This window comes from Shewanella xiamenensis, assembly GCF_014647135.1.
In the GTDB taxonomy this organism is placed as follows: domain Bacteria; phylum Pseudomonadota; class Gammaproteobacteria; order Enterobacterales; family Shewanellaceae; genus Shewanella; species Shewanella xiamenensis.
The window spans coordinates 28,088-47,420 of record NZ_BMOP01000009.1 but is presented as its reverse complement, the minus strand read 5'-3'; the positions used below and the strand labels follow the sequence as shown (position 1 = coordinate 47,420).

Here is a 19,333-nt window from a genome sequence, read left to right as displayed (position 1 = left end):
ACTCACTCCTTAAGTGCCAACCACGACGCAAGATCGGCTTTAGTATCAATATCAATCGCGGCATGGGGCAAAGGAACAGCCACTAACTCACCCACATTTGCCAGTTGTTTTAAGATGGATTTGGCGCCGCGATCGCCAGTCAAATCCGTTAATAAATCGAATATTGAGGCATTAAAAATAGCAGGGGCGCCTAATTCATCCAACGTCCCTTGTTCATCCAACGTCCCTTGTCCATTCAACATCTCAGCTTCGTTCGTATAAAGAGCGGCCACAGATTGTTGACTCGTCTGCCAAGTCTCAATCACCTGCCGATAGTCTTCAAATGTCAGCGCGACTTGATCCGCTAAGGTGAGTAACATGCCATCAAACTGCTGCGCTTTTGCAAAGTCCGCCGCAACTCGCAGAGACGACGCCAAACCTGTTTGCCAATTAGGATTATCAAGCAACGTCAGTTTTAGCGCTCCGAGAGCGTCAAGTTGCGGACGCAATAATGTTTGATGGGCACCAAGCACTACCAACAGTTCTGCAGTGACTTGATTAGATGCTCCCATTACTAATGGAGCCGAGGTGAAGCGAGCCAAACGGTCGATATGGCGTTGTAAGATACTATGCCTTTGCCCCTCACTCGCCGCTGTTGATAAACGTTGTGCCAGCTTCGCCCCCTGAAAGCGCCGACTCTCGCCTGCCGCGAGCACAGCAATGAGCAATCTTTGCCTGATGCGCATTAAGGCATCATTCCATCGAGCGAGGAAAATGCCGCGCCATGAAGCACCCCATGGCATTGGGCCAAGATACTCAAGGCAATGGCGCTCGGTAACTCGCCACCAAGAGCAAGCCCCGCAGGTGCCGAGAAAAAGCCACTAAACGACTCAGTATTGAGTTCGGCCATCGCCAGCACTTTATCCCGCCGATGAGCGGGCCCCAAGAGAGCAACATATTTAAGATCAAAAGGTTGAATAGCTTTGAGCGCCGCCGCATCCAAATTCAGGTGATGGTGCATGACCACGGCGCAATCTAATTGCGCGACAAGCGCTTCGGCATCATTAAGGCTTTGCTTGACGATATGGGCATGGGGAAAGTCGGCACTTCTCGCGTAGGCGGTGCGCGTATCAAACACGCTCACCTGCCAACCTAAACTGTGGGCAATCGCTGCCACGGGTTTAGCATCTATTCCTCCACCAAAAATCCCTAAATGAAATCGTGGTCTGAGTGGGATGATAAGCGCCTCCCCTTCAGGCTGACTGAGTATGCCCGCCTTAGGAAAATCCGCCGTAGGAAAAGGGACACTTTGCGCCGGATAAAACTGTGCAGCGTAACTGCGAGCATCGCTGCCCGCAGGCACTAAGGGCAATTGATAGTAGCCCGACAGCCCCTTGCGAAACGCTTGTACTATGTCCACTAGGCCAAGATCATGATTTTCTTTAAGCAGAGGGATCAACATGATATCGACTTTACCACCACAACCTAGGCGGTAGCTGGCATCGGATTCATCGGTCGCATCATAGGTGATACAAGTAATCTGTTGCGATTGCATGGCTTGCTGCGCATGACGGCGAAGATCGGCCTCTAAACAGCCACCACTTAATATCCCTGCGCCTTGGCCAAACTCGTGGAATAACATCATGGCGCCGGGTTTACGGTAGGACGAGCCTTGGATATGGGTAATCACCGCCAGAACCCATGCATCATCCGCGAGGGGCAACCAATGTTCTAATAAGTCTTCCATTTGGTGATCCATCGACATTGATTCCTCTCTATTTCGCTAACTTAGGGACACATTTAATGCATCCACGATTGAAATCAGCGTAACTGATTAAAAAATTATCTTTATGTAGAACAAGCTAACAAAGGAAAATTGAATTTAAAAGGGCAAAAGCGGGGAAACACAAAATAGCTAAAGGATAAAGCTGACATCCCTGTCAACAAGTGTGAGATAGCCTTGAACTAAGGGTTAAAACTGATACTCTCCAGCCTTAGTTCGTAGTGCTTGGGATTGATTATCTAAGCTAATAGAGGTGAATTCGATTTGCTCAATAATTTGTGACACTTCGCGGGAATTATCACGGATCACCATAAGACTGGTGGCAATATCCTTAGACACCAGGGATTGCTCTTCGGTTGATGCCGCTACTTGGGTATTAATCCCATGAATCGCCGCAGTGCTATGGCGAATATCATCAAAAACCGTCACGATACGTTGCAATTCACCTGAGGCTTTTTTCATTAAGTTAGCCGCTTGGGTGACTGAGCTGCCCACCTGATTGGTGCGATTTTGTAAACTGGCAACAATATCATCAATTTCCTTGGTAGAATCTTGAGTGCGCTGTGCGAGTGAACGCACTTCATCGGCTACCACCGCAAAACCACGCCCTTGCTCACCCGCCCTCGCCGCCTCAATGGCGGCATTGAGTGCCAATAAGTTAGTTTGCTCAGCAATCGCTTTAATCACACTTAATACATTACTGACTTGAGTGCTCTCATTCACCAAATGCTGCATCGAATCTTGGGTGGTCGTAAATTCACTTTCGAGCACCGCCATCGCATTCAATGCCTCTGAAACCGTATCCTGACCAACGCCCACATGGGTCTCATTTTCCGCTGCCCGAATTTCGGCGTTCGAGGTGCTCTCACTAACATGCACTAAGGTGGTCGTCATTTCTTCCATCGCGCTCGCACTGGCATCGAGCTCTTTGGCGACTCGGTTTGAGCTTTGACGGGAAACTTGAATCGAAGCTTTGGTTTGTTTAGCGAGATCTGCCACCTCCTTCGCAATACTGTCCGTCGTCGCTAATGAACTGGCTAGAGATGAAATGAATAAATTAATTTGGCTAACAATTTCCCCAATTTCACCCTGAGTCGAAACTGAGATCCTGCGGGCAAGATTTTTAGACCTTTGAATATCAAGTAATTCGCGACAGGTTTGTACGAGTGGAGTCACAATCCTACTTTTAACAATAATAAAGCCGCCAACGGCAACTAAAATCACCAAAAAGAGTACAAACTGCGAACCATTGAGTGCCATATTTAAAGAATCCAATCGATTACTCACCTCACCTTCAGTGCGTTTATCCAAGGCGGTAAAAAACTGATCGATCGGCTGCATGATCTTGGCTTTTTCACTATGATATTGATCGCTATGTAGTAATTCCCTCGCCATCGCGAGATTCGGCTCACCTTTAATGCTGTAGGTTTGGGTATTAGGATCGATAAAAATTCCTTTCACCGCGTTCATCGCCTTGACCTCAAGGGCGACTAAAGCATCAGAATTTTGCTGTGCCTGCTCTAGATAATGGAATTCCTCATCGGAAAACCCCAAGGCCTTCATTTGGCTTTTGATGGCCACTCTGGCGCCATCTGGCTTAGGTTTATCGCCATAACTGAGCACCAAATCCCAATAAATCTGGTGATATTTTTCCGGCCTAGGTTTTTCACCGTTACGAATGGCCAGAATATCCATATACATTTTTTCGTACTTTTCATCCCCAGTCACCGCATAGGTACGGGCGAGTCTGGTCAAATCATCAGAACTTTGCCGAAGTTCATCAGCAATTTGGTAGGATTGATAGCGAATATTCGCAGCATCATTAAAGAGTTCAATCTTAGATTTGACATTAAAACTCAGCGCCGCCGTAATCACTGCACTAGCGACGATTGTGGAAAAAACAACACTCATCATCGTTTTTGTATTCATAGTTACCCCGATAGACACCTACAACGTTAGCTTTAAGTCTAGTCAGTAAAATGTAGCTAAAACGTAAAAAAACAGAATTTTGATGAAATAATACACAGAGTTACGAGCGATTCTCAGTTGCGTAAATAACCGATACTTGGTTTAGGTCAAAATATAATGCTTAAAAATAGATAGTTGCGGATAAATCTAACTAAAAAGACCTAAGACGTGTGTCAAGCAGAGATGAGGTTTGCAAGTTTAATCAGGCACAGTAAATATGAATTGTACCTGATTAAAACTCGCATTTTGGCTGATATTAAGTCAATCGACGCAGTGTTATGCAACTTAGAGCAGTAACTGATCAGCCACAAAGGGATTATGTTCACGCTCTTCGCCAAAGGTAGACATAGGTCCGTGGCCAGGAATAAATTCCACGTCAGCGCCTAAAGGCCAGAGTTTAGAGGTGATTGAATGGATCAAGCTTTGATGATTTGACTGAGGAAAATCAGTACGGCCAATCGAGCTTCTAAAGAGAATATCTCCGACCCATGCAAGCTTGGATGAGGCCGAATAAAACGCCACATGTCCTGGTGTGTGGCCAGGGCAATGCAGCACAGTCAAACTTTGCTCGCCCACGGTGACGGTATCGCCATCACACAGGTATCGATCGGGTTCAAAGGCATCACAGTGGGGAAAACCAAAGTTTTGACTCTGTTTAGGCAGATTTTCAATCCAAAACTTATCCGCCTCATGTGGACCAACGATGGGTACATTCGTTTGTTGTGCTAATAACTTAGCACCGCCAACATGATCAATATGACCATGAGTGAGTAACACTTTTTCAAGGGTCAGCCCTAATTTAGTGACTTCACCTAAAATACGGTCAACGTTCCCTCCCGGATCGACAACCGCTGCATGCTTAGTTTTTTCACACCAGATCAAGCTGCAATTCTGCTGGAAAGGTGTCACAGGAATAATTTGGTACTTCATAGCTTCAATCTCGTGTTATCCATAGCCGATAGATTACGCTAAGAGGGTTATCATGGCTCAATTTTTTATAATAAAAATTGATCTCAACCAAAGGCTAATCAAATAATCCTAACTTGCGACAACAGGGCTTTTGTATACAATCTGCCATAAATAACAAGCCTAGCCCTTAAGGTCAATTGATGAAACCCGATATGATGCTCGCTGGTGTTTTCGCCAAGAAACACACATTTACTTTGCCACTCAACTACCAACAACCCATTGGTGAGCAGATTACTGTGTTTGCGAGAGAACTTTGCGCCATTGAAAATAAAGATAAAAAATTACCCTATATCGTCTTTTTCCAAGGAGGTCCTGGCTTTGCCGCTATGCGGCCCGCCAGCAATAGCGGCTGGATCCGTCGAGCACTCAAAGAATTTAGAGTCTTATTGCTCGATCAACGGGGCACAGGCCTTTCTAGCCCCATCAATTATCAGAGCCTCAGTCACTTACCCCCTGAGCAACAGGCCGAATATTTAAGCCATTTTAGAGCAGACAATATCGTCCGTGACGCCGAATCCATTCGCACCCAGCTCTGCCCCGCCGATAAATGGGCTATCCTCGGTCAAAGCTTTGGTGGTTTCTGCGTGCTGCACTACTTAAGTGCTGCGCCTCAGGGCGTAAGTGAAGCCTATATCACAGGTGGTATTCCTTCCCTCACGCGCAGCAGTGATGAGGTTTATCAAGCCACCTATCAGCGCGTACTCGCCAAGAATAAGGACTTCTTCCAGCGCTTCCACGATGCGCAGCATCTGGTGACTCGCCTCGCCAAACATTTACTCGAACATCCAGTGCAGTTAGCCACGGGTGAACGCCTCACGGTTGAAATGCTGCAACTGCTTGGCATTAATTTAGGCATGGAGCAAGGCCCTGAGTCAGTCTACTATTTACTTGAACAGGCCCTAGTGCACTCGCCCCAAGGTGATTATGTCAACCCGCTGTTTTTAAATCATTTCTGCCAATTACTCGACTATAACACCAACCCAATTTTTGCCCTGTTACACGAGGCCATCTACTGCCAACACAGTGCGTCACAGTGGTCTGCCCATAGGGTACGGGAGCAGTATCCGGCCTTTAACTATCAAGTGGGTAAGCCTTTCCTGTTTACTGGCGAGATGATTTACCCTTGGATGTTTGAACAATTTAGCCATTTAGCGCCACTTAAAGCCGCAGCCAATATTCTTGCCCATAAAACGGACTGGCCAGCGCTATACAATCTTGAGCAGCTCAGCCAAAACCGCGTCCCAGTTGCGGCCGCGATTTATAGCGAAGATATGTATGTAGAGATGGATTTCAGCCTAGAAACCGCCAAACAGGTAGCGCACCTAAAGTATTGGTTAACCTCAGAATATGAACACAATGGTATTCGAATGGATGGCGAGCGGATCTTAGATAAGCTCATCAGTCTCAACCGCGGTGAACTCTTAAGATAAATGTTAAATTTAAGGGTTAATTAAGTAAAAGCTGTCATTGTGTGCAGGCTCCTCATCCAAATGAGTGATTTTGGCTACAACGTTCAACGACCTATTTTCCGTGAGAGTAATCCGAGTTGGATTACTCTTTTTTTTGCTGAAAAATGCACTCAACAAAGTTGAGTGCATGACAATAATCGTCAAAATACAGGGGAGCGGGTGTTTAACGAGGATGAAATTAACGTTTCATTTGAGGATAAGTAAACTCATGGCATTGATTGCAATAGACTTTACTTTCTTTGTGTTCCTGATGGCAGTAAGTACAAGGCAGATCAGTACCATAGTGCAGACTGTTATGGGGATTCGGCTCAACCGAATGACCCGCATCCGCAGGGCGCGCAGTCAACTTAGCCACGTCCTCGGGTGAACCATGACAACGACTGCAAGTCGCAACATCGGGAACGGTTTTGCGTTTTGCATCACCGTGGCATGCCGCACAATCGACTTTACCATCGGCTCCAGTCATTACCTCTTTATGGTAATCCTTGATATTCATTGCATTAGCAGCCATAGGTGCTGCCAGCATGGCACCGAGTAATAGAATAAATACGGGTTTTAACATCAGAGTCTTCCTAGGCGGGGCATGGTGCCCCGCATCGCAGATTAATAGTGTGTAATAAAGTCAGTCGACGCTTGGATGTCCGGCGTGAATGGGCGATCTTTCGCAACAAAAGGCACTTTCTCGCGGTAAGCCTTGTACATGGCTTGCGTCGCTTTACCAAGTTGCAGCTCAGGGTTCGCTTGTTTGCGTAAATCAATCGCTTGAGTTGAATGTAGCAGCTCTAAACCATAGATAACTCGCGTGTTATCCACGATTTGGATCAGGTTATCCGACGCTAACTTAAGGTTAGTGAAGGTATCTTCAATACCACCAGCGATAGAAATCCCATCGAAGGAGACTGGCGTCGCTAACTGCTTGTTACGCACTTGCATATCCACAAAGGCTTTTTGAATCGCACCAAAGGCATGGCCTTGGTTTTCAGGCGCACTTAGGAAGCGCGTCAGCTTAGTAAAGTGTTCATCGGACAAATGAATCGTACGCATCACACTGTTATGGGACACATGGGTCAAGGCCACACTCAGGTTTTGCACCGCGAGAGCCACAGGCAGCGGCTCAAAGTTAGTGGTTGGGAATACACCACCCTGCCCTTCAACCAAATACTTAGCCACTTGTGGGAACTGTGCATACTGGTTTGAGGCACCCACAATTACTGCGGGGTTATCATCTGAATGATTGATTTGGATATTGAGTACTTCATCCAATGAAGCTAAGGCCTGTTCGGCGCCAGCAAAAGTATAAGCTGTCGTTCTAAAGCTCAGCGGATCTTGTAAAGGACGCTCATCATTCAGCTTCCATAAATAGCTGCCATCGAGTTGTTTTAAAATGTCACTAGCGGCGGTTTTAATATAAGGGAATGGGCGAATATCATTGGTTTGTGGCAAGAATGGCGCCACGTTGCCGTTTAATCCCTCAAGGCTTAAGCCAAAGACGGTGGGCGACACGGCCAATAGTTGCTTCGCCTCGCGGTAACCTTGCATTGCATACGCCACAGCAAAGGCGTTGTTAGATAAAATCGACAGCGCATCTTTACCCATTGGGACTAATGGCGTAATGCCCGCATCAGCCATCGCCTCTTTACTGCTAACACGCTGACCTTTATAGAATACTTCCCATTCGCCAACCATGGCTAAACCGACATGGGATGAGAGTAGAATGTCCGCCTCACCTACCGTGCCCTTGGCTGGGATCACAGGTGTCAACCCCTTGTTAAGATAGGCTTCATAAAGCTCTGCCACCACAGGCTGCACACCGGTTTGTCCGGCTAGCATAGTATTTAACCGCACAGCTAATGCCAAACGTGTTAAGCGGATGGGCGCAGCGTCACCCACGCCTGCACTATGAGCACGAAAAGTACTAAAGTTAAAACTTCTTGAGGCATCGAGTACTGCATCACTCAATTTGCCATTAGCATCGAACAGTTTGTGGTCTTTATTAAGTCCAACACCTACGGTTAGACCATAAACGGGTTTACCTAGACGTGCGGCTTCCATCAATAGCTCGTGTGCTTTCACTAATTGGGTTTTCGCTTGTGGAGCAATTTTTACTTTAGCGCCATCGGCAATTGCCCAAGCTTGGTCTTGGGTTAAATGTTTACCATCAAGCACGACTTGCTCCATCGCTAACGCACTGCCTGAGAGTAAGCTCAAGGTGAGTGAAGCCATCAACACTGATTTATTCATAATCATCTCCAACATTTTGTTATATTTAGTAAAATCTAGGCTTGCTTAAGTGTCACAGCACTCGCTGCGGCGCAGTTACGGCCAGCGTTACGCCCCGTCACCACCCCTTCAGCAACGGCACAGGCACCTAATCGACTTGCACCGTGGATACCACCGGTTGCTTCGCCAGCGGCATATAATCCGGGGATGGCTTTATTGCTGACCAAATGCAGCACTTCGGATTGGGTATTTACCTTCACGCCGCCCATGCAGTAATGCACCTTCGGCCACATGCGCACCGCATACCAAGGTCCTTTGTCTAGCACGATGGCCTCTTGCATTGGGCGATCGAATTCTTTATCTACACCAGTCTTAACCGCCTCATTCCAGCGCTCGACTTGCGCCTTTAACGCCTTAGCAGGCATGCCGTAAATAGCAGCCAGTTCGTCTAAGGTCTCGGCTTTGCTGATGACGTTATATTTCAGTCCCCAATCTAGGGTTTGCGCTTTGCTGGCACCGGCGGCATTGGTAAAACCGATGGGGTAGACAGGCTGTCCCTTTTCATCTCGTCTGGTCATAATGGCGTCGGCCCGCGCCTTACGGTCGGCTAATTCATTGAAGAAACGCTCGCCGGTGCGTACATCGACAACAATGCCGTGGGGATAAGTGGCAATAGTGTTGAATTGTGAAGCCGTGCCAAACCCCTTCTCGTCAGGAGATGCCCAGGGACCGAGTTGAATTTGGTCTAAATGAATGGGATTGGCCCCAATCAGCATCATTTGCTTGAGTGCCTCAGAGGTGGCACCTGCATGGTTGGTTGAATCTAAATCACTATTTAACTCAGGTAATTGCATCATGCGGTATTCAATATCACGGCCAAAACCACCGGTCGCCATAATCACGCCGCGGCGCGCGCCGATACGGCGTATTTTACCCGTGCGCTCATTGGGAAAATAAAAACCTTCACGAACTTCGACACCGATCACCCGTCCAGCCTCATCTTTTACAAAGCCTTCGAGCTTGGTCTGATTTTTCATGATGACGCCCTTGTCACGCGCAGCTTTGATCAAGGGACGAATAATGCCTGCACCTGAGCTTTCGACGGTTTGCAGTACCCGTTGTACTGAGTGACCGCCAAAATGTTGTACAAAGGGCTTCCAGTGAACACCGTAATCAATTAGCCATTGGCAAGATTCTGCTGTGCCGTTGCACACCAGTTTAAGCATTTCAACATCGTTCATGCCGCGGCCTGCCCGTAACATGTCTTCGACCATGGCATCGACTGAATCTTCAATCCCAGCCTGCTTCTGTAGGACAGAACCTGCTACCGCCATCGCACCGCCGTTGATGGTCGAGTTGCCACCAAAGACTGGCATTTTATCGATAATCATCACGCTCACACCGGCCTCTCTGGCTTGCAGCGCTGCTGACATACCAGCAAAACCGCTGCCAACAACCAGCACATCCACTATTTCATCAAAGCTGACAGGGGCCGAATCACAACTTGCTGTGGCAGGCAACGCCATACTTGCCCCCAGCCCTGCGGCCATGACCATGCCTCCCTTTAGTAACTGGCGACGCCCCGCATTAATATCTTGGGTTTTACTCATGCTGATTTCCTTCAATAATCACTGGAACTTGTCAGCATGAAAGTGCAGGTGCTGTGCCAAGCACCTAAAAGGAGGTATTTAAGTGGTGAATTTTGATTGCAGGCACAAAATCACGAAATATAAAGATCTACAATCACGATACTTAGTGATCAACTTGAAATATCAATGGAAAAACACTTTTATTACGAATCAACCCTAAGGCTCTGTAGTAGTCTGCAACTGGAGAAATCCCTACAGAGCTACTTTGAGTTTATTCGGGATGAACTGCCCATTGATGGGCTATTTGTGAACATTTTCCGCAAACAATTTAATGATATACAGTTTATTGCCCATGTAGATGACACCCAATGTTGTACGCTCGATAAGCGTGTCCAAATTCCTGAAAAAATGGCGCAATACTTAGAAGATCCCGAGCGACCAAGGGTTAGAATTGTTAATGATATTGAGCATGATCCTGTTACTGCATTAGTCGCACCTCAGGTGATTAAAGATATTCGGTCACTGATTATCCTGCGAATGTCGATAGAAAATACTCATCTTGGAATTGTTGGCTTTTACGCCAAAACGACAGGGGTATTTAGACCACGCCATGCCGACTTAATCGCGCCGCATATGCAGAACTTAGCGCTGATCACGGCGCTAAATTTAAGGGATCGAAACTTACTCAAAGAAAATGAAGCGCTCTCAAAACAAAACGTCAGTCTGCGCCGCACTTTAGATATTCAAAATGGCGTGGTTGGTGCCAATTCGGGCCTAAAACAGGTGATGCAGCAGGTGCAATCCATCGCCAAAATCAACACCACAGTGTTAATGCTGGGAGAAACCGGCTGCGGTAAGGAAGTCATCGCCAACGCCATTCACGAGCTGTCTGAACGTTCGGGTAAACCTTTTATCAAGGTTAACTGTGGCGCTATCCCTGATACCTTGATTGACTCCGAGCTTTTTGGTTATGAAAAAGGCGCATTTACAGGCGCCGATTCGCGCAAAATTGGTTACTTCGAACAAGCCAACGGCGGCACAATTTTCTTGGATGAGATTGGCGAGCTACCGCTTTCAGCCCAAGTTAGACTACTCAGGGTTCTACAAAATAGTTGTATCACCCGTGTTGGCGGCCACGATGCAGTGCAACTTGATATTCGTATTATCGCGGCGACCCACAGAAACCTTCAAGCTATGGTGCACAGAGAAGTGTTCCGTGAGGATCTCTGGTATCGACTAGCGATTTTCCCCATTGAGATCCCGTCACTCAGACAAAGACGCACAGATATTCCTCTGTTAGTGCAACATTTTGTCGAGCAGCTCAGTGCCAAGTTTAATTTGCCGCAGTTACCAAGGATTGCACCAGAACAGTTGAATATCCTCAATCAATATGGCTGGCCAGGCAATGTGCGCGAACTTATCAATGTGCTTGAGCGCGCCATGATCCAGCATCCTGCAGGCCCGCTTGACTTTCGTTTTCTGGTTCCACAACACTGTGAAGAAGTGAAAACCCCATCAAATCAAACCGTGATTATCGATCCAAGCCATGCTAGCGATAAGTTAGTACCGCTGGATGTGATGACCAAAAAGTACATCAACCATGCCTTAAGGATCACGGGGGGTAAACTCTATGGCCCGGGCGGTGCCGCTGAATTACTGGATATCAATGCTAATACCCTGCGCAGTAAAATGAAGAAGTTAGGGATTGTTTAACTCTTTGAGTAGAAATGGATAGCTATAATAAAGGCCACAATCTGTGGCCTTTGATTTATGCTGCCGAATTAGTCGCTCAAGTCATTGAACTTAGAAGAAATAACGAATACCCACGGCGTAGTTGTTATCTTGTAGGTCTTCGTAGGCTTTATCGTCCATATCGCTGAAATCGATTTTGGCCTCGGCATACATGATAGTGTCGCGGCTATAGCGATAATGGAGGCCTAGCACGGCAAACTGACGGGTCCATTTACCTTGAATTGCCGTGTTTTCATCGGTATCCAAATCCTGGTAAGTCAGCAGTAGGCTAGGTACGAATCCGTTGTCATAGTGGTAGGCGACGATAAATTCAGCACCAGTTGAGTCGTACAGTTCGCCCCCCACTAACTCGTTTTGCTCACTCTTATGGGCGTTAAAACCAACATACAATCCCTTAGCATCACGACCCGGTGCATATTGATAGAAACTGCCGTATTGTGCGCCGATACCGATGATTTGGTTGGTGTTGTCTACGTCTTTACCCGCAAGATTGCCAGTGAAGTCGCCACGGTTAAAACCTGCTAACACCTTAAATTTATCAGTGAAATAGTAAGTCGCACTCGCACCATAGCTTGGGTCGAAGCTCAGCTCAGAACCATCGTTTAAGGCGTGACCCTGGTTGTCATAAATTGCTACATCGCTATTTTGCTTAGAAGCGTATTGCACCGCGATATGTAAATTGCCAAAAGTATTACGGTATTGCAGCGCCGCATCGGCACGTCCAGCCCCCGTTAACCCACCATCACCGAAGGTATAAGCACCGACCGACCAGCCAGTAAACGCATTGAGCACATCCGTGGTATAGGCCACATCGTAGTAAGCTCCCCACTGCTTACCAAAGCTGAGGGTGCCCCATTTGTCGTGCGACATGCCAACATAACCTAAGCGGTTAAATAGGAAATCTGAGGTTTTTGAAGCGGATAATTGGCCGCCACCTTGGCCTTGGGTATAAATTAGACCATCGTCGCTGGTGACCATATTAATACCCCATTCAGTATGGGCAAAGGAGCGCCAGCCGTTTTTCTCTTGGCGGTCAAAACGAAATCCCACCCGGGAAAAGTTATCGATAACTGAGGTTTCATGGCCATCATTTAACGCCGCAAAGCCTAACCACCCCATCATATTGACGCTATTGGTTTGATCGTTATACAACTCGACCGCATGAGTTGTACCTGTGAATAACATCGCGGGGATCATCACTGCAAGCAATTTCTTTTTCATATCATCTATACCTATTCATTCAGCTAAATCATAAATAATCTTATGATTTGATTGGCTTATTATATTCTCCGGCCAAGGCAAAGCAGTTAGCATGCCACGGAGCAGAAAAGTTGAGTTTCTAGGTATTTTTTAGAAGTGGATCGGCCAATCACGAAATAACGTGATTGGCGGTAATTAAATATCGCGGAATAAATTAAATATCGTTACCAAATCGCGAACATTAGCGACAGTTTGATTACATTTGTGTCATCAGGCTTGGGCGGTCGCTTTGCTCGTTCGCCGTCTAGGGACGGTCGGTTTAGCTGTTGTGGATGTGGAAGATGCTTCGGCTGAATTTCTAGCATTTCCTTTTTTAGCGCCCGTTCCGGCTTTTTTCCCGCCAGCAGCGCCTCTGGTTCCAGCTTTTCGATAGACGGACTTTTTAGCTGCTCGCTTAAAACCCTGTCCTTTTAAGCCATTGAGGGCTGAGGGTAATTGGGCGCCCGCATTTTCGATTAAGTGATTTAGCGTCCCCAGCAGTGGCTGCATAAATCCTTGATAAGAGATTTCCTTATGGCAGATGCCATTTAGGCTTGCCTCCCACAGCGCCGTCATATCGGGTGTTGTGGCGCTAAGGGGTAAACTATTAATTAAGCCCTTGCCCACCTCAGTGGCCACAATCGACTTGCCCTGACGCTGAATAAATCCCCGTTTAAATAGCAGTTCAATAATGCCTGCGCGGGTCGCTTCCGTCCCTAAGCCATCGGTTTCCTTTAAAATTTTGCGGATCTCAGGGTCAGTCACATAACGATTAATCCCCGTCATGGCGCTCAGCAAGGTCGCATCGGTAAAGGCTTTGGGGGGCTGAGTTTGCTTCTCGACCAATTCACCTTGGTTGCAGTGAAGGATTTGTCCTAGGGCCAAAGGCGGTAAAATGCCACAAAACACCTCATCTTCTGCATCCTTATCGGTACTTTTATCATCAGTGTTTTTAAGCGATTCTCGCCCCGTAGACTCTTTATGTTCATCAGCTTCCCGTGCAAACAGTTGTTTCCAACCTAGGGATTTATCCTGTCTAGCCTTCGTTTTAAAGAGACCACCTTCAATGGTCACTTCGACCGCAGTTTCACTGTAGCAATAGGCGGGGTAAAACTGCGCCAAATACTGGCGGGCAATATGTAGATAAAGCTGCCTTTCCCGCTGGCTTAAACTGCCTAAATTGGGCTGTTTTTCCGTTGGAATAATGGCGTGGTGGGCATCGACTTTTTTATCATCCCACGCCTTAGATTTAAGCCGAGGATTCGGCGCCTCAGCGTGTGCGACTAACTCGGGCGCCCCCCCCATAATGGCCGCTAATACACTGCTTGCTAGACCATGTTGCTCTGTAGGTAAATAGCGGCTGTCAGAGCGCGGGTAGGTAATCAGCTTATGGCGCTCATATAAACTCTGGCAGGTATCGAGCACGTCCTTAGCGCTCATCCCAAACCGCTTGGCTGCATCAATTTGCAGTGCCGATAAGCTGTAGGGTAATGGCGGATTCTGCTGTTTATCCTTAGTGCTTAACTGGGTCACTTTGGCGGGTTTATCGGTGATCCGACGCACCACATTTTGTGCTAAGCCCTTAGCAAGCACTCGCCCTTCTTCGTCCATATAAGGTAAACAGGTTTCACTGGGTTGCCACTTCGCAGTGAAAGATTGTTGTTTATCCGTTACTAAATGCGCTAAGACTTCATAAAAGGGTTTAGATTGAAATCGCGCGATTTCCTCATCGCGGCGCACGATAAGCCCAAGGAGCGGGGTTTGCACTCGACCGACGGATAGCACGCCCTGATAGCCGACCTTTTTCCCTTGGATGGTGTAGGCCCGTGTCATATTCATGCCATAGAGCCAATCGGCACGGCTCCGGGCAAGTGCAGAAGTAGATAAAGGAATAAACTCACGGTTACTACGAAGTTGCGACAAGGCACGTTTCACCGCCTGCGGGTTTAAGTCGCTGATAAGGAGTCGCTGCGTTTGCTGTAATTTATCGCCCGTCACGCCCAAATAGGCGATTACTTCATCAACCAATAATTGCCCTTCTCTGTCTGGATCACCCGCATTCACTAAGGTATCGGCCTGTTTTACCAGCTTTTTAAGTACAGTGAGTTGGCTACGGGTCGCGGCCTTAGGTTTAAGCTGCCACTTCTCGGGCACTATGGGTAAATGTTCAAATTTCCACGATTTGAACTCGGGGTTATAGGCATCGGGCTCGGCCTGTTCAAGCAAATGCCCAACACACCAAGACACGCAGTTTCCTTGGGCGTCTTCAATAAATCCGTCACCTTTTTTGTGGGGTTTTGGTAGCACATCGGCGATGGCACGCCCAAGGCTTGGTTTTTCAGCAATATAGAGGATCATATCTACATTAAATACTGGATATAATTACAGTGTAATTTAGCCCAAAGCAGACAATAGTGCAAACAGCCTTCTTTAGCTCAAGAGCCAATTTAGCTCGTTAAGCTAACTGAACACTAAAGCTGTGTAAATTTAGTTGAGAATCATTCTCATCTAAATTTATTATTCCTTCCATCACTTAAAGAGGAATCAGGAAAAAGAGATGAATACACTGACCTTGCCCTATCATGCTAAACCCGCATTCAAACCAGCATTAGTATTAAGATTCAATCAATTAATGCTATTTCATAGCCTCTTATTACTGGCATTAAGTCTGCTTTGTGGGATGGGTCTTGAAACATTAAATCTTGAGGTTCCGTTCCTCTCTTGGGCTTTTATCCTGTTTCTACCTGTAGCTGTAAGTCTATCTTTGCTATTAAAACATCGCGTTAGCCGCCGTAGCCTGGCATGGCTCTTTGGACTGTGGATGCTGTTATGGTTGGTAATTTAAGCCAAGTTTTCTTTGCCTTGCACAAATACCGTCCCCGCTATCCACTGTGGCTGAGTTAATAGTCTCAATCAATTCGCCTTATCTCCCCCGCTTTTCTCAATGATTCAAGTTGCTAGATTACAAATCTCAATGCAGCAGAGATAACACGCTGCAAAATAAAGCTCCTCAGTAACCCCATCAAATAAAGAACGTTAAATTATCAAATATTTAACAACTTTAGCTATGAAGTGACTAAAAAAATCGTTATGTTGAAGCTCTTGGACGCACACACGCGTTTTAACCTTAGGCCTAATTGGCTGTTTAGTACCTAAAATCACCGAAAAAATCTTAAAAACTCTGCAAAAAAACAACAGAATATTGGAGTTGAATTATATGAATGAGATTGTTAATGCGGTCAACAATATCGTCTGGAGTCCCGCGCTCGTTTATCTTTGCCTCGGTGTAGGACTCTTTTTCTCCCTGCGCTCACGCTTTTTACAGTTACGTCATTTACCCGAAATGATCCGTCTAATGTTTGATGGCAAAAGCACCGATGCTGGCGTGTCTTCCTTCCAAGCTTTAGCCATGACCTTAGCGGGTCGAGTAGGTACCGGTAATATCGCTGGTGTTGCCACGGCGATTACTTTTGGTGGCCCAGGTGCTCTTTTTTGGATGTGGATGGTAGCGTTTCTGGGCGCAAGCTCAGCATTCGTTGAATCCACCTTAGGCCAAGTCTACAAAGAAAAAATCAACGGTGAGTACCGCGGCGGCCCCGCCTTTTATATTGAAAAAGGCTTAGGCATGAAGTGGTACGCTTGGACATTTGCCATTGCGACCATTTTTGCCTGCGGGATTTTACTGCCAGGGGTACAAGCCAACTCCATTGGTTCAAGCTTAAAAACCGCCTTCAATATTGACCCTAATGTCACAGCAGCCATTCTTGCGATGCTATTAGGTTTTATTATTTTTGGAGGGGTGAAACGGATTGCGCAGTTCGCCAGTACTGTAGTGCCTTTTATGGCGCTCGGCTATATCATTGTCGCCTGCGTGATTATCGCCCTTAACATTGGCCAGCTGCCCGACATTATTCTGCTGATCCTAAAAAGTGCCTTCGGACTCGATGCAGGCTTTGGTGCGATTTTAGGTCTTGCGATTATGTGGGGGGTAAAACGCGGTATTTACTCCAACGAAGCGGGTCAAGGTACTGGGCCGCACGCTTCTTCTGCCGCCGCAGTGAGTCATCCAGCCAAACAGGGGTTAGTGCAAGCCTTCTCAGTGTATGTTGATACCCTGTTCGTCTGCTCAGCCACTGGCTTTATGCTGCTGATCACAGGCCTGTATAACGTGCAGGGCCCTGATGGCGCAGCACTTTATACTGGGATTGCGGGGATTGCGGCGGGCCCTGGTTATGTACAAACCGCAATGGAAAGCATGATGCCAGGCTTTGGTAATATGTTCGTCGCCGTTGCGCTATTCTTCTTCGCCTTCACCACCATTGTGGCCTACTACTATATTGCCGAAACAAACATCGCTTATATCAATCGCAAAGTGAATCGTCCTTGGCTTACAGTGGTACTGAAAGTCGTGCTCATGGCCTCCACAGTCTATGGCACAGTGAAAACCGCAGACTTGGCTTGGGGGATGGGTGATATTGGTGTGGGAATTATGGCGTGGTTAAACATTATTGCCATTATTCTCCTGCAAAAAATTGCCTTCACTTGTCTTAAAGATTATGAATCTCAGCAAAAACAAGGTATTGAGCCACAGTTTGATCCTGAAAAACTCGGTATTCACCATGCGGACTATTGGGTTGAACGTAAAAATGCGCAGGATGAGCTAACACAGAGCCAATCCAACGAGAATCCAAAAATCTCCTAAAGATTAAAATTCCAAACAAAAAGCCAGTGACTTATCACTGGCTTTTTATTGTGCATTTTAAAGTGTGCCGACGCTTAACGCCAAGCACACTCTTTCATCTTATTAAGCGTTTCGTCTTATGGATGGCAGACGTTGTGTAACTCAAGGTTAGTGCCAATATCCTTATTGCGGTCAGCTTTGGCATCATCGTTACGAAGCTGCGTTAAATGATCGAGATAGGACTGATCAACGTCGTTGGTGATGTAGTGACCATCAAATACTGACGTTTCGAAACGTTTGATCTCTGGGTTTTCCATTCTCACCGCTTCGACCAGATCCGGCAGATTTTGGAAGATAATGCCATCGGCGCCGATAAGCTTAGCAATTTCATCGGCATCACGACCGTGTGCGATAAGCTCATTCGAGGTTGGCATGTCGATACCGTACACGTTTGGGAAACGAATTTCCGGTGCAGCCGAAGCAAAGTACACTTTCTTCGCCCCTGCTTCACGGGCCATCTCAATGATTTGCTCTGAAGTAGTACCACGCACAATGGAGTCATCGACTAACAGGACATTCTTACCTTTAAACTCAGTGTTGATGGCATTGAGTTTACGGCGTACCGATTTTTTACGCTCTTGTTGGCCAGGCATAATAAAGGTACGGCCGATATAACGGTTTTTCACAAAACCTTGGCGGTAAGGTAAGTCCATGCAACGGGCGATTTCTAATGCAATATCGCATGAGGTTTCCGGAATTGGGATCACCACGTCGATATCATGGTCGTACCATTCTTTTTTGATCTTTTCACCGAGCTTGGCACCCATGTTCACGCGGCTGGCGTAAACCGAGACATTATCGATAGTCGAATCTGGACGCGCAAAATACACAAATTCGAAGATACAGGGCGAGTAGCTTGGCTCTTTTGCACATTGGCGAGTGTAAAGATTACCGTCGAGGGAAATATAAATCGCTTCACCCGGCGCGACATCACGCATCACTTCAAAGCCGACAGCATCGAGTGCCACACTCTCGGAGGCAACCATATATTCAGTGCCAGTTGGGGTTTCGTGCTTACCCAGCACTAAGGGGCGAATGCCGAAAGGATCACGAAACGCCACTAAACCTTGGCCAACAATCAACGCCACAACGGCATAAGCACCACGGGCTTGCTCATGCACTTTAGCGATAGTGTCAAACACTTCATCAGCCGTCAGTGCTAAGCTCGTGGTTTTTTGTAGCTCATCGGCGAGCAGGTTTAACAACACTTCGGAGTCGGATGTGGTATTCACATGGCGACGCTTTTTAATCAGGCCTTCGGCCAATTCAAGCGTGTTGGTTAAGTTACCGTTATGGGCTAATGAAATCCCAAATGGCGAGTTAACATAGAAAGGTTGCGCCTCTGACGCGCTGGAACTGCCAGCAGTAGGATAACGCACATGACCAATGCCCGCATTGCCCTGTAAGCGCTGCATGTGTTTGACTTCAAATACGTCTTTGACCAGACCATTGGCTTTACGTAGTCTGAAAGCACCACGATCAACGGTGACAATACCTGCCGCATCCTGACCTCTGTGTTGAAGCACAGTCAGTGCATCATAAATGGTCTGATTAACCGATGATTGGCCAACTATTCCGACGATACCACACATGGGTAAGCTTCCTCATTGTAAGATGTTCTATG

14 protein-coding genes are annotated in these 19,333 nt (G+C 46.9%); 4 read left to right on the top strand and 10 right to left on the bottom strand.

The features are described 5' to 3' along the window. Positions 1-2 precede the first annotated feature (2 nt). From IEY09_RS10060 to IEY09_RS10045, 4 genes are all read right to left on the bottom strand, one after another. On the bottom strand, positions 3-725 hold the full coding sequence (locus IEY09_RS10060; protein WP_037431091.1) for a nucleotidyltransferase family protein: 723 nt from the start codon (positions 723-725) through the stop codon (positions 3-5). Then, positions 725-1,738 (bottom strand): XdhC family protein, encoded by a 1,014-nt coding sequence (locus tag IEY09_RS10055; protein WP_109277662.1) that lies wholly within the window; start codon positions 1,736-1,738, stop codon positions 725-727. Before IEY09_RS10055 ends, IEY09_RS10060 begins: the two co-directional genes overlap by 1 nt. Before the next feature lie 213 nt (positions 1,739-1,951). Then, on the bottom strand, positions 1,952-3,691 hold the full coding sequence (locus tag IEY09_RS10050; RefSeq protein WP_099458353.1) for a methyl-accepting chemotaxis protein: 1,740 nt from the start codon (positions 3,689-3,691) through the stop codon (positions 1,952-1,954). A gap of 324 nt (positions 3,692-4,015) precedes the next feature. Continuing rightward, positions 4,016-4,660 carry an MBL fold metallo-hydrolase gene (locus IEY09_RS10045; protein WP_037420082.1) on the bottom strand — a complete coding sequence of 215 codons (645 nt, stop codon included), beginning with the start codon at positions 4,658-4,660 and terminating at the stop codon, positions 4,016-4,018. A gap of 179 nt (positions 4,661-4,839) precedes the next feature. On the opposite strand from IEY09_RS10045, the gene IEY09_RS10040 reads away from it, so the two are divergent. Continuing rightward, positions 4,840-6,129 carry an alpha/beta fold hydrolase gene (locus tag IEY09_RS10040; RefSeq protein ID WP_140907264.1) on the top strand — a complete coding sequence of 430 codons (1,290 nt, stop codon included), beginning with the start codon at positions 4,840-4,842 and terminating at the stop codon, positions 6,127-6,129. Between the two features lie 217 nt (positions 6,130-6,346). Here IEY09_RS10040 and IEY09_RS10035 read toward each other — a convergent pair whose 3' ends face one another. From IEY09_RS10035 to IEY09_RS10025, 3 genes are read right to left on the bottom strand one after another with little or no spacing between them, the layout of a single operon-like run. Then, complete coding sequence (locus IEY09_RS10035; protein ID WP_188870928.1) at positions 6,347-6,730, bottom strand: cytochrome c3 family protein; 384 nt, start codon at positions 6,728-6,730, stop codon at positions 6,347-6,349. Between the two features lie 41 nt (positions 6,731-6,771). After that, entirely contained in the window at positions 6,772-8,409 is a 1,638-nt protein-coding gene (locus tag IEY09_RS10030) for an HAL/PAL/TAL family ammonia-lyase (RefSeq protein ID WP_188870926.1), read from the bottom strand. A gap of 35 nt (positions 8,410-8,444) precedes the next feature. Continuing rightward, complete coding sequence (locus IEY09_RS10025; RefSeq protein WP_188870924.1) at positions 8,445-9,998, bottom strand: flavocytochrome c; 1,554 nt, start codon at positions 9,996-9,998, stop codon at positions 8,445-8,447. 165 nt (positions 9,999-10,163) lie between these two features. Between IEY09_RS10025 and IEY09_RS10020 the strand changes: the two genes are divergently transcribed. Then, positions 10,164-11,690, top strand: coding sequence for a sigma-54 interaction domain-containing protein (locus IEY09_RS10020; RefSeq protein ID WP_037430095.1), 1,527 nt, complete (start codon positions 10,164-10,166; stop codon positions 11,688-11,690). A 90-nt stretch (positions 11,691-11,780) separates the two neighbouring features. On the opposite strand, the gene IEY09_RS10015 is transcribed toward IEY09_RS10020, so the two are convergent. Beyond that, positions 11,781-12,950: a porin gene (locus tag IEY09_RS10015; protein WP_037430094.1), complete on the bottom strand. Its 1,170-nt coding sequence runs from the start codon at positions 12,948-12,950 to the stop codon at positions 11,781-11,783. Positions 12,951-13,199: 249 nt separating this feature from the next. Then, positions 13,200-15,326: a DNA topoisomerase III gene (locus tag IEY09_RS10010; RefSeq protein ID WP_188870922.1), complete on the bottom strand. Its 2,127-nt coding sequence runs from the start codon at positions 15,324-15,326 to the stop codon at positions 13,200-13,202. Between the two features lie 199 nt (positions 15,327-15,525). On the opposite strand from IEY09_RS10010, the gene IEY09_RS10005 reads away from it, so the two are divergent. Continuing rightward, on the top strand, positions 15,526-15,813 hold the full coding sequence (locus IEY09_RS10005; protein WP_037420093.1) for a hypothetical protein: 288 nt from the start codon (positions 15,526-15,528) through the stop codon (positions 15,811-15,813). A 372-nt stretch (positions 15,814-16,185) separates the two neighbouring features. Beyond that, positions 16,186-17,670 (top strand): alanine/glycine:cation symporter family protein, encoded by a 1,485-nt coding sequence (locus IEY09_RS10000; protein WP_037430090.1) that lies wholly within the window; start codon positions 16,186-16,188, stop codon positions 17,668-17,670. A 116-nt stretch (positions 17,671-17,786) separates the two neighbouring features. Here IEY09_RS10000 and purF read toward each other — a convergent pair whose 3' ends face one another. Further along, positions 17,787-19,301, bottom strand: coding sequence for an amidophosphoribosyltransferase (gene purF, locus IEY09_RS09995; RefSeq protein ID WP_037420099.1), 1,515 nt, complete (start codon positions 19,299-19,301; stop codon positions 17,787-17,789). Positions 19,302-19,333: the final 32 nt, after the last annotated feature.

Coding starts and splice junctions, on each gene's coding strand:
- IEY09_RS10010 (WP_188870922.1), bottom strand. CDS start 15,326: ATGATCCTCTATATTGCTGAAAAACCAAGCCTTGGGCGTGCCATCGCC.
- IEY09_RS10035 (WP_188870928.1), bottom strand. CDS start 6,730: ATGTTAAAACCCGTATTTATTCTATTACTCGGTGCCATGCTGGCAGCA.
- IEY09_RS10030 (WP_188870926.1), bottom strand. CDS start 8,409: ATGAATAAATCAGTGTTGATGGCTTCACTCACCTTGAGCTTACTCTCA.
- purF (WP_037420099.1), bottom strand. CDS start 19,301: ATGTGTGGTATCGTCGGAATAGTTGGCCAATCATCGGTTAATCAGACC.
- IEY09_RS10025 (WP_188870924.1), bottom strand. CDS start 9,998: ATGAGTAAAACCCAAGATATTAATGCGGGGCGTCGCCAGTTACTAAAG.
- IEY09_RS10040 (WP_140907264.1), top strand. CDS start 4,840: ATGAAACCCGATATGATGCTCGCTGGTGTTTTCGCCAAGAAACACACA.
- IEY09_RS10055 (WP_109277662.1), bottom strand. CDS start 1,738: ATGGATCACCAAATGGAAGACTTATTAGAACATTGGTTGCCCCTCGCG.
- IEY09_RS10000 (WP_037430090.1), top strand. CDS start 16,186: ATGAATGAGATTGTTAATGCGGTCAACAATATCGTCTGGAGTCCCGCG.
- IEY09_RS10045 (WP_037420082.1), bottom strand. CDS start 4,660: ATGAAGTACCAAATTATTCCTGTGACACCTTTCCAGCAGAATTGCAGC.
- IEY09_RS10005 (WP_037420093.1), top strand. CDS start 15,526: ATGAATACACTGACCTTGCCCTATCATGCTAAACCCGCATTCAAACCA.
- IEY09_RS10015 (WP_037430094.1), bottom strand. CDS start 12,950: ATGAAAAAGAAATTGCTTGCAGTGATGATCCCCGCGATGTTATTCACA.
- IEY09_RS10060 (WP_037431091.1), bottom strand. CDS start 725: ATGCGCATCAGGCAAAGATTGCTCATTGCTGTGCTCGCGGCAGGCGAG.
- IEY09_RS10020 (WP_037430095.1), top strand. CDS start 10,164: ATGGAAAAACACTTTTATTACGAATCAACCCTAAGGCTCTGTAGTAGT.
- IEY09_RS10050 (WP_099458353.1), bottom strand. CDS start 3,691: ATGAATACAAAAACGATGATGAGTGTTGTTTTTTCCACAATCGTCGCT.